Source organism: Rhizobium sp. LjRoot30, assembly GCF_964253915.1.
Taxonomy (GTDB): Bacteria; Pseudomonadota; Alphaproteobacteria; order Rhizobiales; family Rhizobiaceae; genus Metarhizobium.
Map to the genome: position 1 here is coordinate 52,534 of NZ_CAXUSG020000015.1, position 25,161 is coordinate 77,694.

Genomic DNA, 25,161 nt, shown 5'->3' on the forward strand with positions numbered 1-25,161 from the left:
GAAATGGCCCGTATAGTCGGTGGAAGCATCCATCGCCGGGGCGGACGACATTCGAGGTTGACGGCGCGAGGTTGGAACACGGAATGGGCGAGACCGGAATACGGCGTGCTTGTGTGCCGGATGGCGACGAAGAAACCTTTCAAGCACAGACCAGACGACTTGTGGCGGCAACCGAAGCGCTCCTCGACAACAACGAGGTCCATGGCGGCGATCAGGCATGGCCTGTCCTCGCTGCCGCCCTCGACCAGATTTCCGACCAGATCTATGTGAAGGATCTCGACAGCCGCTTTGTCTTTGCCAACCTTGCGACCAAGCGCAACAACTGCCTGGCATCGGCAGGCGTCCTTGTTGGCAAGACCGACTTCGATCTGTTTCCCGCCGATGTCGCTGCCGGATTTTACGAGAGCGAGCAGGCATTGCTGGCGCGCGGCGTCGCCGAACTGGACATCGAGGAAGCGCTGGTCACACCGGACGGACGCCAGGCCTGGTGGCTGACCTCGAAGACGCCGTTGCGCGACCGCACCGGCCGGATTGTCGGGCTGATCGGCGTCGCCCGCGACATCACCACCCGCAAACGCGAAGAGGCTCTGCGCAGCGGCCAGGCCAACCTCCTGGAAATGATTGCGCGCAGCGAGCCGCTGTCCGCCATCCTGGAGGCGCTGGTGCTGCTGGTGGAAGAGCAGCTCGACAACATCCAGGCTTCCGTTCTGCTGCTCGATCCGGAAGGCAAGTCCTTGCATCAGGGCGCAGCACCGAGCCTGCCGTCGGCCTACAACAAGCTGATCGACGGTATTGCCATCGGGCCGAATGTCGGCTCCTGCGGCACAGCAGCCTGGCTCGGGAAACCGGTCATCGTCAGCGACGTGCTGAACGACTATCGCTGGGCGAATTTCCGCGACCTTGCGGCGCAATACGGCCTGCACTCCTGCTGGTCGACGCCGATCCTGACGCATCAGGGCAATGTGCTGGGAACGCTGGCGCTCTATTCCGGCAGCGTGCGCCATCCGACCGAAAAGGAGATGCAGCTGGTGGCGATGGCGACGCACATCGCCGGCATTGCCATCGAGCGCCAGCGCGCCGAAGACCGCATCCATTTCATGGCGCATCACGACGCGCTGACGGGACTGCCCAACCGTACCTATTTCAAGGACAAGATCGCCGACGTGCTGCACCAGGCCAAGATCAGCGGCCAGCGCGTCATCGTCGCTTATGTCGATCTCGATAATTTCAAGCCGATCAACGATACCTACGGCCACAATGCCGGCGACGAACTGCTGCGCCACGTGGCGGCGCGCATGCTGGAATTCACCCGCGCCTCCGATCTGGTCGTGCGCCTCGGCGGCGACGAATTCGTGCTTGTCTTTGCCAACCAGTCCCGTGGCGAGGGCGATATCCTGCCGCGGCTCGCCGAGTTGCGTCGCTCGATCTCGCGGCCGATCGTCATCGACGGTGTGACGATTGCCACCACCTGCAGCATGGGCGTCGCCAGTTTTCCCGAGGATGGCGAAACGGCCGAGGAGCTGATCGCCAGCGCCGATGCGGCGATGTACCGCGCCAAGGAGCTTGGCCGGGATCTGCTGCAGGTACATCGCAATGACGGCGGCAGCCGGGTCGCGGAGCGCTTCAACCTGCAGGAAGAGCTGCGCACCGCCATTGCCGGCGGCCAGCTGTTTCTCGACTACCAGCCGCAGATCGATGTCGCCTCCGGCCATATTCGCGGCGTCGAGGCGCTGGTACGCTGGAACCATCCCCGCCTCGGCGTGCTGGCGCCCGGAAGCTTCATCGCGCTTGCGGAAGAATGCGGCCTGATCCTGCCGCTCGGCCTGTGGGTGCTCAAGACCGCCTGCCGGCAGAACAAGCGCTGGCGCGACCTCGGCCTGCCGCCGGTCGTCATGGCCGTCAACGTTTCCGCACGCCAGTTCTGCGACCCGATGCTGGTCGATCAGGTCAGCGTGGCGCTGAAGGACAGCGGACTGGAGCCGCAATTCCTCGAGCTGGAATTGACCGAGAATGCCATCAGCCAGGATATGCCGCGGGCGCTCGCCACCATGGGCGAACTCGAAAAACTCGGCGTTCGCCTGTCGATCGACGATTTCGGCACCGGTTATGCCAACCTGGCGGCGCTGAAGATGTTTCCGGTGCGGCGGCTGAAGATGGACCGCTCCTTCGTGGAGGCCCTGCCGCATGACCCGACCATGGCGGCCATCGCCGCGGCCGTCATCAGCCTCGCCCGGGGGCTGAAACTCAGCGTCGTGGCCGAGGGGGTCGAGAATGCCGAGCAGATGGCCTATCTGCGCCACAGCGGCTGCGACGAGGTGCAGGGTTTCCATTTTTCGCGGCCGGTGACGCCCGAAGCCATCGAAAAGCTTCTGGCGCAGCATTGATGCTGCGACCGGCATAGCCCCTCTGGCATAAGCCGGGATCGTTGCTATCTCTATCGGCATGCGACCTGAAAAACTGCTCTTCCCGACGCCGGAAGGCCTCTATTGCCCGGCCGGCGCCTTCCATGTCGATCCGGTGCGGCCGGTCGACCGTGCACTCATCACCCACGGTCACTCCGACCACGCCCGCTCCGGCCACCGGGCGGTTCTGGCCACCCGCCAGACCCTCGACATCATGAAGCTGCGTTACGGCGAGGATTTTTGCGAAAGCGAACAGGCGGTCGACCTCAGAGCCGTGCTCGATGTCGGCGGCGTTGCCGTCAGCTTTCATCCGGCCGGCCATGTGCTGGGTTCGGCGCAGATCGCCATCGAGAAGGACGGCACGCGCATCGTCGTCTCCGGCGACTACAAGCGCAGCGCCGACCCCACCTGCGCCCCCTATCAGCCAGTCGCCTGCGACGTCTTCATCACCGAGGCGACCTTCGGCCTGCCGGTGTTCCACCATCCCGATCCGCGTGCCGAAATCGGCAAGCTCATCACCTCGCTGAAACAATTTCCCGAGCGCAGCCATCTCGTCGGTGCCTATGCGCTCGGCAAGGCGCAGCGGGTGATCGCGCTTCTGCGGCAGGCGGGATACGGCGAGCCGATCTACATCCACGGGGCGCTCACCAAGCTGTGCGACTATTACCAGGCACAGGGCATCGATCTCGGCGAACTGCGGCCGGCGACGGTGGAGCGCGGCAATCAGGACGAATTCCGCGGCGCCGTCATCGTCGGACCGCCCTCGGCTTTTGCCGACCGCTGGGCGCGGCGCTTTTCCGATCCGGTATCGAGCTTCGCCTCCGGCTGGATGATGGTGCGCCAGCGCGCCAAGCAGCGCGGCGTCGAACTGCCGCTGGTGATCTCCGACCATTGCGACTGGCCGGAACTGACGCAGACCATCCGCGAGATCGCGCCGCAGCAGGTCTGGGTCACCCATGGCCGCGAGGAGGCTCTGGTGCGCTGGTGCGAACTCCAGGGCATCGCCGCCCGGCCGCTGCATCTTGTCGGCTATGAGGATGAGGGGGATTGAGGATGGGAGTTTTGCGTCTCGAACTCCGCCGCGTGTCTGCAAGTGCAGGCCCCTCACCTGCCTGCCGGCATCTTCTCCCCGCAAGCGGGGAGAAGAGCATATGCGGCGCCCTTGCCGGTCCCATGAACCCATCGTGGGCCCCTCACCCTAACCCTCTCCCCGCCTGCGGGGAGAGGGTTAGGGTGAGGGGCCGGCGCCAAGGCTTACCCCACAGCCCCCCACAGCTTCGGGCAGCATCCGGAAGGACGCGCCGATGAAAGCCTTCGCGACCCTGCTCGACCGCCTCGTGCTCACCCCCTCCCGCAACGGCAAGCTGAAACTCCTGACCGACTATTTTCGCGACATCCCCGACCCGGATCGCGGCTACGGGCTTGCTGCCATTGCCGGAACGCTGGAGGTGCGCAGCGTCAAGCCGGCCATGTTGCGCGAACTGGTGCTCGAACGCATGGACGAGGTGCTGTTCCGCTACTCCTACGACTATGTCGGCGATCTCGCCGAAACCATCTCGCTTGTCTGGGATCGCGAGAGCGATGCCGAACACCCGTTGCAGCCGCGCCTCGGCACGGTGATCCGCGAGATGAACGGGCTTGGCCGCACCGAAGTGCGCTCCTATGTGCGCAGCCTGCTCGACCGGCTGGATACGTCGAGCCGTTTCGCTTTCCTGAAGCTCGTCACCGGCGGGTTGCGCATCGGCGTCTCGGCAAGGCTTGCCAAGCAGGCGCTGGCCGATCTCGGCGACAAGGACGTGACGGAGATCGAAACACTCTGGCACGGCCTCGCCCCGCCCTATGAACCGCTGTTTGCCTGGCTGGAGGGCAAGACGGACAGGCCGGTGCTGGCGACGCCGGCGATCTTCCATTCGGTGATGCTGTCGACGCCGGTCGGCGACGGCGATCTCGATGGCCTCGATCCTGCCGATTTCGCCGCCGAATGGAAATGGGACGGGATTCGTGTGCAATTGACCGGCTTCGGCCGCGAGCGGCGGCTCTATTCCCGCAGCGGCGACGACATCTCCGGTACCTTCCCCGATATCATCGAGGCGATGGATTTCGAAGGCGTGCTCGATGGCGAACTTCTCGTCGGCGGCACGGCGCGCTCCAACAATCCGACACGCACCTTCGGCGACCTGCAGCAACGGCTGAACCGCAAGACGGTCAGCGGCCGGATGCTGGACGAATACCCGGCCTTCATCCGTGCCTACGACCTTTTGTTTGCCGGCGATGTCGACGTGCGCGGCGAAACCTATCTCCAGCGCCGCGAACGCCTGACCGCCGTCATCGACCGCGCCCAGCACGACCGCTTCGACCTGTCGCCGCGGGTGCCGTTCGGCAGCTGGGCAGAACTTGACGACCTGCGCAAGGCGCCGCCCGATCCGGTCATCGAAGGGGTGATGATCAAGCGGCTCGACAGCACCTACCAGGCCGGCCGCGCCAAGGGGCCGTGGTTCAAGTGGAAGCGCGACCCCTACAATATCGACGCCGTGCTGATGTATGCCCAGCGCGGCCACGGCAAGCGCTCCAGCTATTATTCCGACTTCACCTTTGGCGTCTGGACCGAGCTGGACGGTACGGACCAGCTGGTGCCGGTCGGCAAGGCCTATTTCGGCTTCACCGACGCCGAGCTTGAACAGCTCGACCGCTTCGTGCGCAACAATACGACGGACCGTTTCGGTCCCGTGCGCGCCATCCGCGCCACCCGCGATTTCGGCTTCGTGGTGGAGGTCGCCTTCGAGGGCATCAATCGCTCGACCCGCCACAAATCCGGCGTCGCCATGCGTTTTCCGCGCATCGCCCGGCTGCGTGAGGACAAGCCGCCCTACGAGGCCGACCGGCTGGAAACGCTGATGGCGATGATCGACGGCGATGCGACCGACGAGTGAGAGGGCGTTCCCGCTCGCCGCTATTTCGCCATAACGATCAATAAACTAACAACACTTCTGTGTGACTATCGGCCATCGCCGGTGGATCGGCCAATCCTGCTGGGGTAAGGGTGGCAACATTCTTGCTGTGGCAGGGAACCAAGCGGCCCCACCAACCGTTTCCATGTCGCATGCGCAATGTCGTCCCACGGATTTTGTCTTCCTGCCATGAACGATCCTCATCCCCTCTCCCGGCGCCGCTTTCTTTCCTTTGCCGGGTTGGCCGCCGCTTCCACACTGGCCGGCTGCGCCTCCTCCTCCAGGCCGCCGGTGATGCCGGTGCGCACCGTTGCCTTCACCCGGCCGGAAATTCCCGGCAGCGTCGAATACACGCCGCGCTCCGCCGAACTCGATCTCATCTATGGCGAGATGGAAGATAGCGGTTTCATCATCCCCGCCGTCCCCTACCAGCAGATCCCGCCGCAATTCTATCGCCAGCGGGTGAGCAACACCACGGGCCAGCCAGCCGGCACCGTCGTCGTCGATACGGCAGCGCGTTTCCTCTATCTGGTCGAATCGGGCGGCGCCACGGCGATGCGCTACGGCGTCGGCATCGGCCGCGAGGGTTTCGCCTGGCAGGGCGAAGGCGTGATCTGGTGGCGGCAAAAATGGCCGCGCTGGAAGCCGCCGAACGAAATGGTCGCCCGCAAGCCGGAACTGGCGAAATATTCCATCGAAAACGGCGGCATGGATCCGGGCCTGACCAATCCGCTCGGCGCCCGCGCGCTCTACATTTTCCAGAACCGCGAGGACACGCTTTATCGTCTGCACGGCTCACCGGAATGGAATTCGATCGGCAAGGCCGTCTCCTCCGGCTGCGTGCGGCTGATCAACCAGGATGTCATCGACCTTTACGACCGCGTGCCGGAAAAGGCGCGTATCGTCGTCTGGCAGTAAGACTCATGAAAAAGCCCCGGCAGCGTGACGCTGCCGGGGCTTTTGTATTTCCAAACAAGAAGCGGTCAGCCGTCCTGCGCCGACTGCAATTGCGCCCGCAGATCATGCAGGCGCTGGCGAAGAGCGTCGATCTCGTCGATGTCGCAGCCAATCGCCTTGCCGATGGCGCCCAGCACGTCGGCCGCCTGCTTTTTCAGCTCCAGCCCCTTCTCCGTCACCCGCACCAGCACCTGCCGTTCGTCATTGACGTCGCGCAGGCGGGTGATCAGGCCCGCCTGCTCCAACCGCTTGAGCAGCGGTGACAGCGTACCGGAATCGAGATCGAGCGACTGGCCGATCGCCTTGACCGGCACCTCGCCCTTTTCCCACAACACCAGCATGACCAGATATTGCGGATAGGTGAGCCCGAGCGGATCGAGCAGCGGCTTGTAGGTGCGGGTGAAGGCGTGTGCCGTGGCATAGACGGCAAAACAGAGCTGCCGGTCGAGCACCAGATGCTTGTCCAAAACCGCTTGTTCCATTGCTGCGCCTCGTCGTTTCACCGTCATTGTCACGTGCCACCATTGTCGCAGTTCAAAATCTTTTTTTCAATGTGCAAAATTATATTGCGCGCAATTAAATTGTCCTATATACAAAACTCATTCTCGACAAACCCAAGGAGAACACGAGATGCCGATCCTCTACACGACCAAAGCCACTGCCACCGGCGGCCGTTCGGGCCGCGCCGTCAGCGAGGACGGCGTCCTCGACGTAACGCTGACGACGCCGAAGGAACTCGGCGGCGACGGCGCCCGCGGCACCAACCCCGAGCAGCTTTTCGCGTCGGGCTATTCCGCATGCTTCCTCGGTGCCCTTAAATTTGTGGCAGGCAAGGAAAAGGTAAAGATCCCGGAAGACACGACCGTGACCGCCACCGTCGGCATCGGCCCGCGTGAAGACGGCGCCGGCTTCGGCATCGAAGTGTCGCTTTCGGTCAACATCCCGGGTGTCGACCGTGAAGTCGGCGAAAAGCTGATTGCTGCCGCCCACATCGTCTGCCCCTACAGCCATGCGATGCGCACCTCGACGGAAGTGCCGGTCTCGCTCGCCTGAGCTGAAACCGAACCAATCGACGGGAAAGCCGGAGCGCTACAGGCGCCCGGCTTTTTTCGTTGAGGGCTGCCGGCACGTTTCAGAAGACAGGTGACAAGCCGGAAAATTTGCCTTAGAGAGGGCGAATGTCGATGCTGAACACCTACGCCTATCGATTTTATTCGTACCGCTGCTTCCAGCGGATGCGGGCCTGTGCGTAGACTAGACTGACGTCACGACATTACCCGAACAGCCGCTGGTCACCCTGGCGGCTTTTTTGTCGGCACGGTATGACCCCCAGAACAGAGGAAAGCATGCCATGCCGCATACCACAGATGACCTGCGTATCGTCGATATCACCCCGCTGAGTTCGCCGGAGCGCATCCTGACGGAAATCCCGCGCACAGATGCGGTGACCGAAACCGTCACCCGTTCGCGCCAGACGGTACACGACATCCTGCATGACAAGGACGACCGGCTGATCGTCGTCATCGGCCCCTGCTCGATCCACGACCCGGTCGCCGCCCGCGAATATGCCGGTCTGCTGGAGGAGCAGCGCCGCCGCTTCGGCGACGAGCTGGAAGTGGTGATGCGCGTCTATTTCGAAAAGCCGCGAACCACCGTCGGCTGGAAGGGCCTGATCAACGATCCGCATCTCGACGGCAGCTACCGCATCGAGGACGGCCTGCGGCTTGCCCGCGGCCTGATGATCGACGTCAACAAGCTCGGCCTGCCCGCCGGCTCGGAATTCCTCGACACGATCACGCCGCAATACATCGCCGACCTCGTCGCCTGGGGCGCCATCGGCGCGCGCACCACCGAAAGCCAGGTGCATCGCGAGCTGGCCTCCGGCCTGTCCTGCCCGGTCGGCTTCAAGAACGGCACGGACGGCAATGTCCGCATCGCGCTCGACGCCTGCATGGCCTCGTCGCGGCCGCATCATTTCCCGGCGGTGACCAAGGACGGCCGCGCCGCGATCGCCTCGACGCGCGGCAACGAGGATTGCCACGTCATCCTGCGCGGCGGCAGCCAGACGAACTACGATGCCGACAGCGTCAATGCCGTCTCGGCGCTCTCGGAGAAGGTCGGACTTGCGCCGCGGCTGATCATCGACGCCAGCCATGCCAATAGCAGCAAGAACCCGGAAAACCAGCCGAAGGTGACCGGCGACGTCGGCCGCCAGCTGGCAGCGGGCGACCGCCGCATCAAGGGCGTCATGGTGGAAAGCCACCTCATCGCCGGCCGGCAGGACCTGGTGCCGGGCAAGCCGCTCGTCTACGGCCAGAGCATCACCGACGGCTGCATCGACTGGGCGACCTCGGTTTCGGTGCTGGAAGATCTGGCCCGCTCGGTTCAGGCGCGCCGCAAGGCGGCGGCGTAAGGGGACTGCGGCGAACTCGACAGGCCCCTCATCTGCCTGCCGGCATCTTCTCCCCGTTTTGACGGGGAGAAGAGGGTATGCCGCACCGTGTTCGCCAAGCAATGAGCGTCAGGTGGGGCAAGTCCCCTCTCCCCGCGTGCGGGGAGAGGGTTGGGGTGAGGGGCAAAGCCGCAAACGCAGACGCCTAATCGTCCAACCCCTTGCCCTCCAGAATTCGCGGCGCCGCCTTGTCGATGCGCGCTTCGCGGGTCTTGGCCTGCTTGGCCGAGGCGAAATGCAGGAGATAGGCTTTCTGCCGGCCCGGCGTCAGGGCGTCGAAGGCGGCGCTGAGGTCCGGGTCGTCGGCCAACCGGTCGCGGAACTCGTCCGGCATGGCGAAATCGGCGGTTTTCTTGAATTCCACCTTGAGACCGGCCTTCTCCACGGCGATTGCCTTATGGATGTAATCCTTGAGGGTCGCTTCCATGCCGGCGATCTGTTCGAGGCTGGTGAAGCGGATCTGACGGGCCGCCTGGACGTTTTCCGTCTGCTGGATGAGGATGCCGTCGGGATCGGTCATCAGCGCGCCCTTGAAGAACAGATAGGCGCAATACTCCTTGAAACCGTGGATGAGGACGACATTGGCCTTGCCCAGCGAATAGCAGGGACAGCCCCATTTCAGGTCCTCCGACAGGTCGCAGTCGAGCGCGATGTTACGCAAAACCTCGAACTCCCGCCCCCACTTCTCCTCCTTGGCCAGGATCGCATCGACCCTGGAATTCGTTTTACGCTCGGCCACGCTGAACCTCCTCGCTGACCCGTCATCCGCGTAGCAATATGCGGCTCAGCGGATATCCCGCAAGTCCCGGCGCAGGCGTTCGGCATCGCCGCCGGCAAGGCCGGTCTCGATGTCTTCATGCGTGCGTTTCCACACCGGGAAGGCGCTGATCAGCGCCGCCCGACCCGCCTCCGTCAGCTTCAGGCGCTTGCCGCGGCGATCCTTCGGATCGGCGGCGATCTCAACCAGGCCGCGGCGCGACAGCGGCTTCAGCATCGCCGTCAACGTGGTGCGGTCCATGGCGAGCAGGTCGGCGACGGGTTTCATCGGCGGCGGCTCCGGGCGGTTGAGCGACATCAGCAGCGAAAACTGCCCGTTCGTGAGCCCATGCGGCTTCAGAACCTCGTCGAACCGGCGCGCCAGGGCGCGTGCCGCCCGCTGCGCATGCAGGCAGAGGCAGGTGTCGCGCACGAAAAGCGTCGTCGAAAAAGGAATCAGATCCTGGTTTGACATAGCCGATTTATGTTGATATCAACCTAAACCGTCAAGGAGAAGAAAACGAGAACACTTTGAGGAGAGTGCCTATCATGTCCCATCCTGTCGTATCGCGTGAAGAATGGCTGGACGCTCGCCGCGAGCTTCTGGTGAAGGAAAAGGAGGCGACGCGGCAGCGCGACCGTCTCAACGAGGCAAGGCTCGCCCTGCCCTGGGTCAAGGTCGACAAGGCCTATACCTTCGACACACCAACCGGCCGCAAGACGCTGGCCGAACTTTTCGACGGCCGCAGCCAGCTGATGGTCTATCACTTCATGCTCGGCCCGAAGTGGGAGGCCGGTTGCCCCGGCTGCTCCTTCCTGGCGGACCATCTCGACGGCACGCTGCCGCATCTCAACCATCACGACGTGACGCTTGTCGCCGTGTCGCGCGCACCGCTTGCCAAGCTCGATGCCTACAAGCGCCGCATGGGCTGGCGCTTTCCCTGGGTGTCGTCGGAGGACAGCGATTTCAACTTCGACTACCACGTGTCGTTCACGCCGGAAGATCTGGCGGGCGAAAACGTCTTCTACAATTTTACCGGCATTCCGCCGGAGCAGGCCCATGACGAACTGCCCGGTCTGAGCGCCTTCTACAAGGACCAGAACGGCGACATTTTCCACACCTATTCGAGCTACGCCCGCGGTCCGGAAGAGCTGATCGGCACCTACATGATCCTCGACCGCGCACCAAAAGGCCGCAACGAGGAAGAGATCATGGACTGGATGCGCCGCCACGACGAATACGAGGACAAGCCCAAGGCGGCCGCCTGCTGCCACTAGAGCAATTCCAGCAAAAGTGCGCAGCGGTTTTGCGTCCGGAATTGCGTAGAAACAAAGAGATAGAGTGTTTTCGCGTTTCAGAGAAAGGCGGAAACCCTCTAAGGCCTTTCCCGGCGCAATCCCCACCCTACTTGCCTTTATCACACCGTCATCCGCCGGCGCGATGATCGTTTTCGCACGGTCCGGCGGATGCCACCGGAAAGACATTCGGGCCGTCACAGGCCGGCCCGTCTCATGACGAGTATTATCCAAAAAGGGAGAGTTTGATGTCCGATATGCATGGCAAATTCGTCTGGTACGAACTTTTGACCCCCGACACCGCGGCCGCCGCGAAATTCTACCACGACGTCATCGGCTGGAATGCCAAGGACTCCGGCATGGTCGATTTCAGCTACACCATCTTCGAGGTGCCGAGCCACAATCGCGGCATCGGCGGCATGATGGCGCTCACCGGCGAGATGAAGGCCCAGGGCATTCCGCCGAACTGGAGCGGATACGTCGCGGTCGACGACGTCGATGCCACCGCCGCAAAATTCGTCGAGCTCGGCGGCAAGATCTGGCGGCCGGCGGCCGATATTCCCGGTGTCGGCCGGTTTGCCGTCGTCGCCGACCCGCAAGGCGCCGTCATCGTCATCTTCAAGCCCGCGCCGATGGACGGTGCCCCGCCGGAAGACCTGCCGATGGGAACGCCCGGCGCCAACGGCTGGCACGAGCTTTATGCCGATGACGCCGAGCAGGCGCTGGCGTTTTACTCCAAGGTCTTCGGATGGACGAAGGACAGCGAGATGGACATGGGTCCGCTCGGCAAATACCTGCTGTTCGCCCACAACGGTACGATGATCGGCGGCATGATGAACCGGGAACCGAGCATTCCCGTCCCCTGCTGGGGGTACTACTTCTGCGTCGATGCCATCGATGCGGCGGTGGAACGGGTCAAATCTGCCGGCGGCCAGGTGCTGAACGGGCCGATGGAAGTGCCCGGCGATGCCTGGGTGATCCAGTGCACCGACCCGCAGGGTGCCTATTTCGCGCTGGTCGGCGGACGCTGATCGTCGCGCCCGCGCCTTTCAGTCAGCCGCCGCGCCGGCGGCTGGCGAAGGGGCGTTCCAACGCCGGCAGGGCGGGCACGTCGATATGGTCGGGCGCAAGCCCGGCTCTTGCCCGCTCCGCCATCAAACCATATGCACGCTCCAGATGCGCGGTGAAGCGCGCGCCGTTGAACAGCGGTGCGCAGAAACGGTTTTCCTCCAGCCGCTCCTTCAACTCCGCCACCTTGCCCGGCGCCCGGGCGATGGCGGTCGCCATATTGCAGAAGACCTGGTCATCGCAGGCGATCAGTTCGGACAGGCCGATGGCGTTCAGCAGGCTCTCGGAAACCCGCGACGCAAAGCTGTGGCCGCGGCTGGAAAGCACCGGCAGGCCGGCCCAGAGCATGTCCGACGTCGTCGTATGGCCGTTGCACGGGAACGTATCCAGGGCAAGGTCGGCAAGCGGCACGCGGGCCAGATGATCGGCGTAATTGACTGAACCGGTGAACAGGATGCGCTCCCCGTCGATACCGGCGGCGACGAAGGCCGAACGCAGGTTGACGCGGGCGAGCGGCCGGTCGCAGAGGATCCACAACACCGACCCGGGCACGCGGTCGAGGATGTTCGCCCACAGAGCGATGGTGCGCGGCGTGATCTTCGGTACGGCGTTGAAGGAGGCGAAGACGAAGGCATCTTCCGGCAGGCCCCATTCGGCGCGGCTGGAGGCATGCGGCAAAGGCCGGCCTGTCGTGTCGTTGGCTTGGTAGCTCTCCGGCAACCGGCAGAGCTTTTCCGAGAAGAACGCCTTGCTGGCGTCCGGCGTGACGAAGCGGTCGGTGATGGCGTAGTCGAGATCGGCGCCATGGACGCTGCCGGGATAACCGAGATAGGTGACCTTGACCGGCGCATCCGAACGATTGAGGATGCCGAGCCGGGAGTTCATCGTATGCCCCTTGAGATCGACCAGGATGTCGATATTGCGGGCAGAGATAAGATCTGCGGCGGCGCCGTCGTTCATCTCGTTCACCGGTACGATCGCCTTGCGCACCACCGGCGGGAAGTGGTGCTGCTGCCAGTCGCGATGCAGGCTCTCCGAATAGCAGAACAGGGTGACGTCGAAGGCGTCCCGGTCGTGCAGGGCAAGCACCTGGCCGAACAGCCGCATTGTCGGATGGTCGAAGAAATCGTTCGAGAGATAGCCGATGCGGATCTTTTCACCGGCAGCGGAGAAGGTCCGGCGGGCGGGTGCGACCGGAATGGCGGCGACACGCGCCGAATCGGAATTCGGCCGGCGGCTCATCGCCTCGTCATCGTTCCAGAAGACGCGCCCCAGCGCCGGTTCACTCGCCAGCAGCATCGCGGCCAACGGACTGTCGGGCTGCTGCATGACCGCCTCGAATTCGGCAAGAACCTCGCTGTCGCAGACCTCACGGCCGACGACGAATTTCGAGGTCTGCAGCAGGAGGTTGCCGGGATCCAGACGGCAGGCTTCCTTCAATTCGCGCAGCAGGAATTCGAAATTGCCGTTCAGCCGGTGGCAATTGACGATCATTGCCATGTGCTGCGGATTTTGCCGGTCGAGATTGTCGAGGAACGGTGCGGTTTGCGCAAACAGTCCTTCGGAAAACAGCGTGTTGACATAAGTGAAGGCGAGATCGGCATCGCCGGGATTGAGCTTGACGGCTCTCTCGCCGATATCGAGCATTTTGTCGCGCGCGCCGGTATTGTGGTAGAGGGTGAGAGCGAACTTGGCCAGCATGGCGCTTTTTGGGCCGGAGAATCGGGCTGCTTCCGCAAACGCGTCGGCGGCGTCGAGCATGCGGCCGAGCTTCAGGTGTGTATTGCCGAGGAGAGCATAGATATCCTGGCTGCGGACACGTTCCGCCGAAATGGCGCGCTCCGTCAGCTTGAGTGCCGACGGGAAATCGCCCTGCTGGTAGGTCTGCAAGGCTTTCTTCAAGGTCTGGCTCATAGGGATCTCGCTTCCGTACAGCGCGCAAGGACACACCTGCCGCATCTGAAACCCTATATAACCGCCCGCGGCTTGCATGAAGCTTTTGCCGCCGGGAGTCACCACGGCGTGTCTTTGCCGGGCCATCTCCGTTTTTGCCCAGCCGGCAACATGTGAGGAATCCAGAGTGCTTCCGGCGCCCTCCGGCTCACCGAAGACGTTCTATCTCTTTGTTTTACAACATTATCTGATATCGAAGCGACTTCGCCTCGGATGGACAGGCTCTAGCCGCCTTGCAGGTAGTACGCCTTCTGCGACGGATAATAATCGTCGAAAGACGGCAGCGCCCTGCCTTCGCGCGCAGCCACCAGCATGTCGAGGTAGTATTCCCAGCCCGGCCCCACGTCTCCCGCCAGCGCCCTGTCGCTCAGGTGCTGTACGAAGCGCAGCACGGTCTCATCATCCGCCTGCGTCAACGTCACCTCGATGCGCCAATCACCGAAGTCGTCCTTCATCGCGACGGCCAGCCGGTGCGGGGCCTCGCATTCCTCGATCATCACGTTGGCCCATGGCTGGCCCTTCTCGTGAAGCAGCTGCAACCGCACGATCTTGCCCGGGCCGGCTTCACCTTCCCAACGGCCGAGCCACAACGCGGTTTTTTCGGGTTCCGTCACGCTCGCCCAAACGTCATCGACGGAGGCTTGAAATGTGCGCGCGAGAATCAAGTCGTTGCCATGAACGTAGCCGGTCGGCTTGGGGCTCATGCCGTTTCCTTTTTTTCGTGTGGGCAACGCGCCAGGCAACCATCTTTACACGAGGACCCCGCCCTCCGCGAGACCGACTGCCACCTTCACGCGGAGAAGCGTCGTTTTCTTGCTGCCGCTAATTCGTCAAAAGGCCGGCGGCATGGACGGCGCCGACATGCATGCCGTTCCAGTTGCGCAGCGCCCGGTTGGCCATGGCCGTCAGGCTTGCATGCTCCGGCGTGTCTTTCTCGAAGAAACGCGACAGAACGGCGGCGACCATGGCCTCCGCCGCCCGCGTCGCCCCGTCCTCGCATTTCAGCGCGATGGCAATGCCCTTCTCCGGCACGGCGGCGCAGAACACGCCTTCGGCGCCGGTCTTGGCGAAGATGCGGCCGGGGGCGATCTGCATCAGCCGGGTGCAGGCCCGGCCGGTGCCGGCGACATAAAAAGGTTCGGCCATGCAGGCATCGATGATGCGCCGGGAGGCCGCGGCACGCGCAGGCGCCAGCCCCGTTCCGGTGACCATGCGGGCAAAACCGTGGGCCAGTCCGCGGAGCGGCACGGCATAGGTGGGGATGGAGCAGCCGTCGGTGCCGCAATTGTCGTGGCCGAGTGCAGCCCCCGTCAAGCTTTCCATGATGCCGCGGATTTCCGCCTGGATCGGGTGGTCATAGGTGCTGTAGCCCTTCGGGTCCGTGCCGGAATGGCAGGCGGCGCAGACGAAGCCGGCATGTTTTCCCGAGCAGTTGTTGTGCAGCGCCGAGGGTTTTTCGAGGCTGCGGGCCTGCTCGATCAGCACCGGCTGTTCGAAGGACCAGTGGGCGCCGCACTCCAGCACGGTTTCGTCGCGGCCGGCCCGCGCCAGCATCGCGGCGGCAAGGGCGGCATGCGCCGGTTCGCCGGAATGGGAGGCGGCCGACAGCGCCAGTTCGGCATGGCCGAAACCATAGGCATCCGCAGCGCCGCTCTCGACCAGCGGCAGGGCCTGCATCGCCTTGCAGGCCGAGCGCGGAAACACCATCGCGTCGATGTCTCCGAGCGAGAAAACCAGGCCGCCGTCGCCATCGACCACGGCCACCATGCCGCGGTGCCGGCTTTCGACCAGGTCGCCACGCGTGACGTCTACGAGGACAGGGTTCGTCATGGCTGCTTTCTCCCGGATGCCAGATGCTGCGCGCGCAGCAATATCGTGCCGCGGCGCCCCTGCCAACGGCTTTCAAATGCCATAATCGCATGATGTCCTTTGCATCGTCCTGCCATTGCACCTTCCTCCATTGCTGCCGAAGGATCCTCATGAAGCTCGCAAAACGCCTGGCGATCGCCTTCCTCGTCATCTATCTGCTGCCGGCGCTGGCGTCTGCCGGCTGGTGGGCGATCAAGGACAGGCCACGCAGCTGGCGGGAAGCGGACTGGTCCTCGGCGGGGCTACTGCCGAAACCCGAGGATGAAAATGCCGCGGCGATCTACATCTTCTCCGCCGCCACCGGCGGGATGAAGGGCGCCATTTCCAGTCATTCGTGGATCGTCACCAAGGAGAAGGGCGCAAGCAGCTACACCCGTTATGACAAGGTCGGCTGGGGCTCGCCGATCCGCCGCAACGGCTATCCCGCCGATGCCTACTGGTATTCCAACACGCCGCATCTGGTGCGTGTCCTCAAGGGCGAAGAGGCGGAGCGGCTGATCCCGGCCGTCGAGGCGGCGATCCGCTCCTATCCTTATGCCAAGCCCGGCTCCTACCGGCTCTATCCCGGTCCCAACTCCAATACATTCGTAGCGCATGTGCTGCGGTCGGTGCCGGCGATCGGCGCCGTACTGCCACCGGATGCCATCGGCCGCGACTATCTGCCGGACGGACGTTTCTTCCAGGTCGACGACGACGGGCGCGACATGCACGCCTCGCTCTTCGGCCTCATCGGCCTCTCCGCCGGACTGCGAAGCGGCATCGAACTGCACCTGCTTGGCCTCGTAGCCGGTCTCGATTTCGTCGAGCCGGGGATCAAAATCCCGGCGGTGGGCACGTTAAGGATGTAACGGCCGGATGCGATAGGCGCAGCGACGGGCGCCGTGGAGAATATGCTCGAGGCGCTCGACATCGGCGTCGAGAACGCGTCGGAAGACGGCAAGCTCCGAGACGCAGAAATTGCTGCAGGCGGTGGCGGCCGCACAGATGGGACAATGGTTTTCGATCAGAACGCATGAGCCGTCCTCGTCATTCCACCAGTCCGCCATGTAGCCCTCTTCCGTGCGCAGCGCCGCAAGCCGGGCGACACGGGCGGGAAGATCGCTAAGCCCGGCAAGGGCGCTGGTGTAGGTGGCAGCGGTCTGGTTTTCGCGGGCGACGATGACGGCGTCCAGCGCCTCCGCCCCGAGTGTTTGCCGCAGCGTTTCGATCAGTCCGGCCGCAAGCTCCGCATGGCCATCGGGAAAGGCGCGGTGGCCTTCCGCCGTCAGGTGCCACAGCTGGCGCGGACGACCCCGGCCGCCATCGGCATCGTTGCGCGCCTCGACCAGCCCCTGGGCGGCAAGCTTGGCCAATTGCTGGCGCGCCGCCTCGCCTGTCGTCCCGAGCGTTTCGCCGATGGTCGCGGCCAGCTGCGGCCCTTCCTTCTTGATCAGAATCAGGATCTTGTTGACCGGCGATTGCCGCATATAATTTTCCAAGCTCCACCTTGATTAATTGCAGGACCCATGCAATTTTCCAAATCATAACTTGGAATAACAGAAAGCTGCCGGATTTCAACCGGCGGAATGGAAACATCCGATGTCGACGCCCGCTTCCTCAGCCTCCGCTGCGCCTTCCGCTTCCGTCTGGAGCCTTTTTTCGCCCGCCCACCTTGCCGCCAGCCTGATGCTGGCCGGCGGCATATCGCTTTATGCCATCGAGACGTATGTGACGGCGACCGTCATGCCGTCGGTGGTGCGCGATATCGGCGGGCTGCCGCTGTTTGCCTGGGTGACGACGCTCTACGTCGCCTGCTCGGTGCTTGGCTCGATCTTCATCGCCATCCGGCCGCGGGGCATGAGCCTCAACCGCACCTACGTGATCGGCGCCTTTCTGTTTCTCGCCGGCAGCCTGATCTGTGCGCTGGCGCCGACGATGGAAACCGTGCTGATCGGCCGCGCCGTCCAGGGTTTTGGCGCCGGCACGTTGTCGACGCTCGGTTATGCCTTCATCCGCTACGCGTATCCGGAGCCGCTGTGGGGCAAGGCCTCGACGCTGTACGCAGCGATCTGGGGCATCTCGACCTTCATCGGCCCGACCATCGGCGGTTTTTTCGCCCATGACAGCGCCTGGCGTTATGCCTTCGCCATCATCATTCCCTTCGCGCTCGCCATGGGCACGCTGGCGCCGTGGCTGCTGCCCGAAGGCGCAGACGACCGGACGGAAACCAAGGCGCCGGTGCGCCAGATGGTGCTTCTCATCGCCTCGGTGCTGATGGTGAGTTTTGCCGGCACGACGGAAAATGTGTCGCTGCGCGTCTGGCTGGTCGTCGCCGCCGTCGCGACGATTGCGGTGATGGTCGCAATCGAATGGAATGCTCCGGTGCGGCTCTTGCCGCGCGGCGGCGTCAACCTGAAAAATCCGATCTCGCGCGTCTACATCGCCATGTTCATGCTGCTGGCGACCCTGCTTTGCGACATCTACATCCCGTATTTCCTGCAGGTGCTGCACCATGTGACGCCGCTGATTTCCGGCTATCTCGTGGCGCTGATTGCGCTCGGCTGGACGATCGGCGCCTTCTTCAGCGCCAATCTCAAGGGCAGGACGATGCGGCTGGCGATCACCTGCGGCGCGGCGCTGGAGGCGGTCACCACCGGGCTTTTGATCTTCACGATGGCGCGCGACAACCCCGATTCCGACCTGACCTTGCTGATCGCCAACACCGTGCTTTTGTTCGGCATGGGTTTTGGCGTCGGCCTCGGCTGGGCGCATCTGGTGACCTATGTGCTGAAACTTGCCGGCGAGGACGAGAAGGACAAGGCGTCCGCCGGCATCACCACCATGCAATCGCTGGGCAGCGCATTCGGCGCAGCGATGGCGGGCGTGACGGTGAACAGCACCGGCCTGATCGCGCCGGGCGGCGTTGCCGGCAATATTTCGGCGGGGACCTGGCTTTTCGCCCTGTTCACCCTGCCCGCGGTCGTTGCCCTCGTCGCCAGCATCAGCCTGAGGGGAACTGCGACCGACACGGCATCCTGAGGCGCGGCGCACGCACGTATCGGCACGCGTGCTTTACGCGATATTAAGTAGACGAATGCTTGCAGCCGGATTTTAAGGGAATTTCAAAACCGATCGTGTATTACAACGATCAGAGACACATTTGTCCACGAAAGAGTTTCCCAAAGACATGTCGAAGGCTTCCAGCATCATTGCTGCCGGCACATATCTGGCGAAACGACACGGGCCTGCAAACCCGGAAACGGCAGGCACGTGTTCGGCGCTTCCCGACGCCCTGCTTGCGGGATTTGCCGCCAGCGGCGCTGCGATTGCCCTGTTCGACCCGGCCGACCGGCTGGTCTTCACGTCGGAGGGCATGCGCCGGATCTACAACATCCAGCCGGACTGCGCGAGTTTCGACGACATCATGCGGCATTGCCATGCCAGCCGCACAGGTCCGCGTTTTTCTACCGACATCGAGGTGTGGCTGGACAATGCGCGGCAGAAACGCCGTGGCGCGCCGCACAGGACCTTCGAGATCGACATGGTCGACGGTCGCTGGTTCTGGGCCAGCGAAACCACCTACGATCGCGGCTGGGTGCTGCTTTTCGTCACCGACATCACCCAGCTGAAGACCAACGAGAGCTTGCTGCGGCTGGCGCGCGACGCGGCGCAGCAGGCGGCCGATACCGATGCGCTGACCGGCCTGCTCAACCGCCGCCACGTGATGTCGGTCTTCTCCTATGCGACGCTGGACGCCGGCGAGCGAGGCACGGCGCTATCCGTCGCCCTCATCGACCTCGACCATTTCAAGACCATCAACGACCGGTTCGGCCATGCGGCCGGCGACAAGGTTCTGTGCCACTTCGCCGACCTGGCCAGGCAGAAGATCCGCGATACCGACACGCTCGCCCGCATCGGCGGCGAGGAATTCATGCTGATGATGCCGGGAGTCCGGCTGCAATACGCAATCGATATCGTCGAGCGCATTCGCGAGTCGGTCAGCCTTGCCGCGCCGGTCGCCGGCATAGACCTGTCCTACACGCTGTCCGCCGGCATCGCCGAATGCATCGGCGAATGTCCCGACGAGTTGTTCCAGCGTGCCGACAAGGCGCTCTACCGCGCCAAGCAGAACGGGCGGAACCGCACGGAAACCGCCCGCTGAGCCTGCAGCATTCTTGTTTCTGCGCAATTGCGGAGGCAAAATCGCTACGTATTTTTGCGCGACATGCTCTCGTCAGGCAAACTTCAGCACGATCTTGCCGATGTGCTCGCTGCTCTCCATCAGGCGATGCGCCTCCACCACCTGCTCGAAAGCAAGCACGGTGTGTATCACCGGGGCGACATCGCCGGCTTCGAGCAGCGGCCAGACCTGCGCCAGAAGTTCGTCGCGAATGCCGCGCTTTTCTTCCGCGGTGCGTGGCCGCATCGTCGAACCGGTGACGGTCAGACGCTTGACCATGATCGGCGCCAGATTGACCTTTTCGGCCATGTTGCCGCCGAGGAAAGCGATGATCGACAAGCAGCCGTCCTTGGCGAGCGACGCAAGGTTGCGCTCCAGATAGGCGGCCCCGATCATGTCGAGGATCGCATCGACGCCGCGTCCCTCCGTCTCCTCGCGAATGACGGCGGCAAAATCCTCTGTACGATAGTTGATCGCCCGCTTGGCGCCCAGCTTTTCGCAGGCCTGACATTTTTCCGGCGAGCCGGCCGTGGCATAGACCGTGGCGCCGAAAGCCTTGGCGAGCTGGATCGCCGTGGTGCCGATGCCGCTGGTGCCGCCATGGATCAGCACGCTTTCGCCTTCCATCAGCCCGGCCATCTGGAAAAGATTGGCCCAGACGGTGAAGAAGGTTTCCGGGATTGCCGCCGCCCGCACGGCATCGTACCCCTTGGGAAACCGCAGCGCCTGGCCGGCCGGCAGCACGCAATACTCGGCATAGGCACCGCCGTTTGCCAGGCCGCAGACCTTGTCGCCGATGGCAAAACCGGAGACACCCTCTCCCAGCCCGACGACCTCGCCGGCGATTTCCAGGCCGAGCACCGGGCTGGCATCTTTCGGCGGCGGGTAGGAACCCTGACGCTGCGCGACATCCGGGCGGTTGACGCCGGCGGCCTCGACGCGGACGAGCAGTTCACCGGCACGTGGCGCCGGCAGCGGACCACGGGCAACGACCATGACCTCCGGCTCGCCGAAACGCGGCAAATCGATGTAACGCATATCCTTCGGCAGTATCATTCCTCACGCTCTCCTCTTCGGCATGGCAACCGCAATAGAGGAAGCGGCGCAACTTGAAAAGCCGACCGCTTGCCGCGCCCTGGCGCAATTCCCCGTTTCGGAGAAAAGCGGAAATGTCCTACGGGTTTTCGCCGAACGCCTGGAAGGCAAGGCCGGTGTCACTGTTCTTGGCGCGCGCCTTGACCGCGGCGATTTCGGCGCTGACGCGAGCGCTGTCGTCGATGACGAGGCCGGCCGGCAATTCCAGCACGCCGATCGAACACCGCAGCAGCTGAAAGATCCGCTCATTGCCGGTCCGGTCGTGACCCTTGATGTAGCCGTTGGTGCGATCCTCTTCCGTATAGAGGTCGATGGCATCGTCATGGAAATCGCCGAGCAGGCGGTCGAGGATTTCCGTGATTTCCTCCTTCGACCAGCCGGTGATGCCGATGAAGAAATCGTCGCCGCCGACATGCCCGAGGAAATCGCCCTCGGAGAAGAAGTAGCGGCGCATCAAGGCCGCAAACAGCGAGATGGCGTGGTCGCCGATATGGAAGCCGTAATGGTCGTTGAACGGCTTGAAATTGTCGAAATCGCAGTAGCAGAAGAACCGCGTCTCATCGCCGTCGCGGCCGGCCGACTGCATGAAGTCGCGGATGGCGCGGTTGCCCGGCAGGCCGGTCAGCGGGTTCTGGTCCTGCGCTGTCTTCAGCTGCTTCTCGTTGATGACCTTGATCAGCGAGGCAGCGGAAACCACGCCGGCATACCGCATGTTCTCGGTGAGGATGACGCAATCGCTGCCGTCCATATTGGCGAAGATCGCCATCAGCCGCTCGGCATCCGCATCGAGGCCGACCGTCGGGGCGCGGTCGACGAATTGCGAGATGGAGCGCTCGTAGACCTTGTTCTTCAAGAGGTCGCGGCCGAACGGCTGGTAGATGTATTCCTTGAGGTGGTACTCGTTGATGATGCCGCGCGGTTCGCCGTTGGCATTCAGCACCGGAAAGAAGGCCTGGCGCGGATTGCGCCGGAACAGCTCGAAGACGTTCTCGATGCTGTCGTTCTCGTAGACGGTCGGCAGGCGCTCGATCTGCTTGCGGATGAGGATTTCGTCGAGCGACTGGCTGGAGCGCTTCACCGTGTCGAGATCGCGCAGGTGCGGGAAGGCCGGCTTCAGCTCGGTCACGAAGGTGGTGGGGCGGGAGATGAACCAGCCCTGCACGAGATCGACGCCGTACTCGCGGCAGGCGAGGAACTCCGCCTCGGTCTCGATACCCTCGGCGATGACGCGGATGCCGAGCACATGCGCCATGTTGACCAGGTTCTTGAACAGGTGGCGCTTGCGGGCGCTCTTGTCGATATCGGCAACGAAGTGGCGATCGATCTTGAGATAATCGACCGGATAGTCGCACAACAGTTTCATCTCGCCGTGACCGACGCCGAAATCGTCGATGGCGAGCTTGAAGCCGGCCTTGCGCATCGTGGCGATCAGGGCCGAAAATTCCGGCACGCTGGTATTGTCGAAACGCTCCGACAGTTCGAAGCAGATTGAGGACGGCGGGATGTTGTTCTTGCGCAGATGCTGCAGCAGGCTTTCGACCAGCCGCTCGCCGTGGCGAATCAGCCGGACATCGAGATTGAGAAACAGGGTCGCGGAGGAAAAATCCTCGATGGTGGCGAATTTCGCCAGCGCCCGGCTGGTCAGCATCTGCTCCAGCGCGATGAGCTGGCCGGTCTTGTCGGCCTGGTCGAGCACTTCCAGGGGTGAATCGAACCCCATGCGATCGAAGCCGCGCATCAGCGATTCGTAACCGAAGACGGTGCCTGTCCCGGCCTCGACGATCGGCTGGAAAGCGCTTTCGATCACCAGCTTGGCGAGCGTTACCAGTTGGTCACTGGCGTAGCGGCGCAAAAGTTCGGGTTCGGCGTGCTGCGCCATCAACATCCTGCATTCCTCAAATCCATAAGGGCCCAAAAATCCATAAAGGCACGCCCGCAGGATTCCCGGCAAAAGGTCAACAAAACCTTTTGCCAATGTGAAACTTGCATGAATGTTTGATGATCGGCGGGAGGCCTGTCCAGCAACTCCCGCTCAGGATGTATTCATTTTCTTTTTCAAAGGCTTGCCGCCAAGGCGCGGCCTCAGCACGCCGCCGTGGGCAAGCGGTGCAGATGGGCGCTGAAAAGGTCTGCGACACACACCCTTTCGCTTTCCAGCCATTCACGGCGGGAACTCGCTTCCCGCATTTTTTCCTCGCCGAAACGCGGTGCGCCGCGGCGTGTTTCGCTCCACAACTTCAGCGCCTCGCGCACGACGTCGCTTTCGGACGCATAAGTACCGTCATCGACGGCAGCCTGGATGGCAGCAGCAAGTTGGGGCGGAACGGTAGCATTGACGATTGGCATGCGTTTTCTCCCTCGTTTCGTCGCACGGGGTGATCACCAGGATACGCTGTACCCGATCCCTCAATGGACCCGGCCGATGCCCTGTCGCTGCCTGCGGGAACCGATAACGCCGCTTCGATAGTCCTCGCACGCAGCACGCCAGCAACGCGAATCTAGTCCTTCTTCGTGCGCCTGTCAAAAAGATGGGGCTGAATGGGCGCCCGACAAGTGTGCAGCTGCCGAATTCCCACGCAGTTGACCAAAGAAAGAGCACGCGGTTTTGGCGAAAAAATGTCGCGTTTTTTATTGATTGGCGCGTCAATCAAAAATAGACTGCAGCCATTCTGCACGGACCAAAACACAGGACGGATCGCCCCGATGGCCCTTCGCAACAAACTTCTGCTGATCATTCTCGACGGCCAGCCCTGGCGCAACGCTCGCCGGCTGATGGGCAATCTCGAGGGCTGGGTGCAATCCGGCGAGGCGCGCGTGTGGAAGATGCGGTCCGTGCTGCCCTCCACCTCGGCCTCCTGCTATGCCTCGATCCACACCGGCGTTTCGCCGCAGGTGCATGGTGTGCTCTCCAACGAGACACTGTTCCGTGTTGCCCAGCCGGACATCTTTTCCGAGGTGGCCAAGGCCGGTGGCAAGACGGGCGCGGTGACGCATTCCTTCTGGTCGATGTTCTTCCAGCGCTGGCCTTTCGACATGGTGCGCGACATCGAATACGACGAGCCGGAAGGGCCGATCCATCACGGCCGCTTCCACACCATGAGCGGCTACAACCACCAGAACCAGATGACGCCGTCCGACGTCGACCTGTTCGCGACACTGACGCGGCTGACCGAGCGTTTTTCCATCGACTACGGCATCCTGCACACCTGCACGCTGGACAGCATGGGCCATCGTTTTGGCCATGACTGCGGCCAGATGGACGGCGCCTGCTTCGTCATCGATGCGCAGCTGGCCGCCTTCCTGCCGCGCTGGCGCAAGAACGGCTACGAGGTGATCGTCACCGCCGACCATGGCCAGACCAATCGCGGCCACCATGGCGGCCACGACGACGAGATGCAGGATTTCGCCTTCTACTGGTTCGGCGGCGGCGAAGGTCCGCCGGAAGACACGCTGCTCGACCAGCTGCAGCTGGCACCGACCGTGCTGTCCCGCCTCGGCGTGCCGGTGCCGGACAGCATGAAGGCCAGCGCCTTCCTGCGCTGACACCAAGAGGAGACGGACGAGACGATGCCGAAAGTCGGAATGGAGCCCATTCGCCGCAAGGCGCTGACGGACGCCGCGTTGCGCGCCATCGGCGACCACGGCTCGCTGGATGTGACCATGTCGGAGATCGCCCGGCAGGCCGGCGTTTCGGCGGCGCTGGCGCATCATTATTTCGGCTCCAAGGACCGGCTGGTGATCGAGACGATCCGCAGCCTTTTGCGGCAGCTGCGCGCCGATGCCGTCGCGGCGTTGCGCGGGGCCACCTCGCCGCGGGACAGGCTTTCGGCCGTCATCCGCATCAGTTTCCAGGCCGATCAGTTCAGCCCGGAGACCATCGCCGCCTGGCTCGCCTTCTACGTCGAGGCGCAGCGCTCGGAGGAGACACGACGGCTCCTGGTGCTCTACAGCCGGCGGCTGCATTCCAACCTCGTGGCCAGCCTGCTCGATCTCTGCCCGCGCGCCGACGCCGAACGCATCGCAGAAGGTCTCGCGGCGATGATCGACGGGCTCTACATCCGCCAGAGCCTGAAATCCGCACCGATCAGCATCGAGGCCTCGGTGGCGATGACCGAGGATTACCTGGCGATGCAGCTTCGGGGGGTGGGGGGATGAGGGAATTGCAAGACTTCCGCCTGTGGCGCGACGGCGCCTCTTTCCCCTTCT

General features: G+C 63.4%; 23 protein-coding genes. 13 read left to right on the top strand and 10 right to left on the bottom strand.

The window, feature by feature from the left end; all coding sequences use genetic code 11:
* Nucleotides 1–83: 83 nt before the first annotated feature.
* From ACSQ3I_RS23545 to ACSQ3I_RS23560, 4 genes are all read left to right on the top strand, one after another.
* The gene (locus ACSQ3I_RS23545; protein ID WP_436002963.1) at nt 84–2,384 is read left to right on the top strand and encodes a putative bifunctional diguanylate cyclase/phosphodiesterase; all 2,301 of its coding nucleotides are present in this window, start codon (nt 84–86) and stop codon (nt 2,382–2,384) included.
* A gap of 58 nt (nt 2,385–2,442) precedes the next feature.
* Nucleotides 2,443–3,453, top strand: coding sequence for a ligase-associated DNA damage response exonuclease (locus ACSQ3I_RS23550; protein WP_436002965.1), 1,011 nt, complete (start codon nt 2,443–2,445; stop codon nt 3,451–3,453).
* Nucleotides 3,454–3,706: 253 nt separating this feature from the next.
* Nucleotides 3,707–5,332 carry a cisplatin damage response ATP-dependent DNA ligase gene (locus ACSQ3I_RS23555; RefSeq protein ID WP_436002967.1) on the top strand — a complete coding sequence of 542 codons (1,626 nt, stop codon included), beginning with the start codon at nt 3,707–3,709 and terminating at the stop codon, nt 5,330–5,332.
* Nucleotides 5,333–5,539: 207 nt separating this feature from the next.
* A complete protein-coding gene (locus ACSQ3I_RS23560; RefSeq protein WP_436002969.1) occupies nt 5,540–6,268 on the top strand; it encodes a L,D-transpeptidase family protein in 729 nt (242 codons plus the stop codon).
* A gap of 65 nt (nt 6,269–6,333) precedes the next feature.
* On the opposite strand, the gene ACSQ3I_RS23565 is transcribed toward ACSQ3I_RS23560, so the two are convergent.
* Nucleotides 6,334–6,816 (bottom strand): MarR family winged helix-turn-helix transcriptional regulator, encoded by a 483-nt coding sequence (locus tag ACSQ3I_RS23565; RefSeq protein WP_436002971.1) that lies wholly within the window; start codon nt 6,814–6,816, stop codon nt 6,334–6,336.
* 121 nt (nt 6,817–6,937) lie between these two features.
* Here ACSQ3I_RS23565 and ACSQ3I_RS23570 point away from each other — a divergent pair, with 121 nt between their 5' ends.
* Both ACSQ3I_RS23570 and ACSQ3I_RS23575 read left to right on the top strand, forming a co-directional pair.
* Nucleotides 6,938–7,360 (top strand): organic hydroperoxide resistance protein, encoded by a 423-nt coding sequence (locus ACSQ3I_RS23570; protein ID WP_436002973.1) that lies wholly within the window; start codon nt 6,938–6,940, stop codon nt 7,358–7,360.
* Between the two features lie 298 nt (nt 7,361–7,658).
* Nucleotides 7,659–8,720 carry a 3-deoxy-7-phosphoheptulonate synthase gene (locus ACSQ3I_RS23575; RefSeq protein WP_436002975.1) on the top strand — a complete coding sequence of 354 codons (1,062 nt, stop codon included), beginning with the start codon at nt 7,659–7,661 and terminating at the stop codon, nt 8,718–8,720.
* A gap of 184 nt (nt 8,721–8,904) precedes the next feature.
* Here the strand turns inward: ACSQ3I_RS23575 and ACSQ3I_RS23580 are convergent, their stop codons facing one another.
* Complete coding sequence (locus ACSQ3I_RS23580) at nt 8,905–9,498, bottom strand: YdeI/OmpD-associated family protein (protein ID WP_436002977.1); 594 nt, start codon at nt 9,496–9,498, stop codon at nt 8,905–8,907.
* A gap of 45 nt (nt 9,499–9,543) precedes the next feature.
* A complete protein-coding gene (locus ACSQ3I_RS23585) occupies nt 9,544–9,990 on the bottom strand; it encodes a MarR family winged helix-turn-helix transcriptional regulator (RefSeq protein WP_436002979.1) in 447 nt (148 codons plus the stop codon).
* Between the two features lie 74 nt (nt 9,991–10,064).
* Between ACSQ3I_RS23585 and ACSQ3I_RS23590 the strand changes: the two genes are divergently transcribed.
* Both ACSQ3I_RS23590 and ACSQ3I_RS23595 read left to right on the top strand, forming a co-directional pair.
* Complete coding sequence (locus ACSQ3I_RS23590) at nt 10,065–10,793, top strand: DUF899 domain-containing protein (RefSeq protein ID WP_436002981.1); 729 nt, start codon at nt 10,065–10,067, stop codon at nt 10,791–10,793.
* A 266-nt stretch (nt 10,794–11,059) separates the two neighbouring features.
* Complete coding sequence (locus tag ACSQ3I_RS23595; protein ID WP_436002983.1) at nt 11,060–11,842, top strand: VOC family protein; 783 nt, start codon at nt 11,060–11,062, stop codon at nt 11,840–11,842.
* 22 nt (nt 11,843–11,864) lie between these two features.
* Here the strand turns inward: ACSQ3I_RS23595 and ACSQ3I_RS23600 are convergent, their stop codons facing one another.
* The 3 genes from ACSQ3I_RS23600 to ACSQ3I_RS23610 all read right to left on the bottom strand — a co-directional run bounded on the left by ACSQ3I_RS23600 (nt 11,865) and on the right by ACSQ3I_RS23610 (nt 15,662).
* On the bottom strand, nt 11,865–13,793 hold the full coding sequence (locus ACSQ3I_RS23600; protein WP_436002985.1) for an O-linked N-acetylglucosamine transferase family protein: 1,929 nt from the start codon (nt 13,791–13,793) through the stop codon (nt 11,865–11,867).
* A gap of 263 nt (nt 13,794–14,056) precedes the next feature.
* Nucleotides 14,057–14,536, bottom strand: coding sequence for an SRPBCC family protein (locus ACSQ3I_RS23605; protein ID WP_436002987.1), 480 nt, complete (start codon nt 14,534–14,536; stop codon nt 14,057–14,059).
* A 118-nt stretch (nt 14,537–14,654) separates the two neighbouring features.
* Complete coding sequence (locus tag ACSQ3I_RS23610) at nt 14,655–15,662, bottom strand: asparaginase (protein WP_436002989.1); 1,008 nt, start codon at nt 15,660–15,662, stop codon at nt 14,655–14,657.
* A gap of 149 nt (nt 15,663–15,811) precedes the next feature.
* On the opposite strand from ACSQ3I_RS23610, the gene ACSQ3I_RS23615 reads away from it, so the two are divergent.
* On the top strand, nt 15,812–16,549 hold the full coding sequence (locus tag ACSQ3I_RS23615; protein ID WP_436002993.1) for a DUF3750 domain-containing protein: 738 nt from the start codon (nt 15,812–15,814) through the stop codon (nt 16,547–16,549).
* On the opposite strand, the gene ACSQ3I_RS23620 is transcribed toward ACSQ3I_RS23615, so the two are convergent.
* Nucleotides 16,538–17,167: a helix-turn-helix transcriptional regulator gene (locus ACSQ3I_RS23620; protein WP_436002995.1), complete on the bottom strand. Its 630-nt coding sequence runs from the start codon at nt 17,165–17,167 to the stop codon at nt 16,538–16,540. The genes ACSQ3I_RS23615 and ACSQ3I_RS23620 overlap by 12 nt on opposite strands.
* Nucleotides 17,168–17,279: 112 nt before the next feature.
* Here ACSQ3I_RS23620 and ACSQ3I_RS23625 point away from each other — a divergent pair, with 112 nt between their 5' ends.
* Together ACSQ3I_RS23625 and ACSQ3I_RS23630 are read left to right on the top strand one after the other, a co-directional pair.
* Nucleotides 17,280–18,719, top strand: coding sequence for an MFS transporter (locus ACSQ3I_RS23625; RefSeq protein WP_436002997.1), 1,440 nt, complete (start codon nt 17,280–17,282; stop codon nt 18,717–18,719).
* A gap of 148 nt (nt 18,720–18,867) precedes the next feature.
* Entirely contained in the window at nt 18,868–19,842 is a 975-nt protein-coding gene (locus ACSQ3I_RS23630) for a diguanylate cyclase (protein WP_436002999.1), read from the top strand.
* Between the two features lie 72 nt (nt 19,843–19,914).
* Here ACSQ3I_RS23630 and ACSQ3I_RS23635 read toward each other — a convergent pair whose 3' ends face one another.
* The 3 genes from ACSQ3I_RS23635 to ACSQ3I_RS23645 form a co-directional block, all read right to left on the bottom strand.
* Nucleotides 19,915–20,916, bottom strand: a complete 1,002-nt coding sequence (locus ACSQ3I_RS23635; RefSeq protein WP_436003001.1) for an NAD(P)H-quinone oxidoreductase — start codon at nt 20,914–20,916, stop codon at nt 19,915–19,917.
* Nucleotides 20,917–21,034: 118 nt separating this feature from the next.
* Nucleotides 21,035–22,840, bottom strand: a complete 1,806-nt coding sequence (locus ACSQ3I_RS23640) for a bifunctional diguanylate cyclase/phosphodiesterase (protein WP_436003003.1) — start codon at nt 22,838–22,840, stop codon at nt 21,035–21,037.
* 197 nt (nt 22,841–23,037) lie between these two features.
* The gene (locus ACSQ3I_RS23645) at nt 23,038–23,301 is read right to left on the bottom strand and encodes a ribbon-helix-helix domain-containing protein (RefSeq protein ID WP_436003005.1); all 264 of its coding nucleotides are present in this window, start codon (nt 23,299–23,301) and stop codon (nt 23,038–23,040) included.
* A 357-nt stretch (nt 23,302–23,658) separates the two neighbouring features.
* Between ACSQ3I_RS23645 and ACSQ3I_RS23650 the strand changes: the two genes are divergently transcribed.
* Nucleotides 23,659–24,498, top strand: coding sequence for an alkaline phosphatase family protein (locus ACSQ3I_RS23650; protein WP_436003007.1), 840 nt, complete (start codon nt 23,659–23,661; stop codon nt 24,496–24,498).
* Nucleotides 24,499–24,522: 24 nt separating this feature from the next.
* Nucleotides 24,523–25,110 carry a transcriptional regulator BetI gene (betI, locus tag ACSQ3I_RS23655; RefSeq protein ID WP_436003009.1) on the top strand — a complete coding sequence of 196 codons (588 nt, stop codon included), beginning with the start codon at nt 24,523–24,525 and terminating at the stop codon, nt 25,108–25,110.
* Nucleotides 25,111–25,161: the final 51 nt, after the last annotated feature.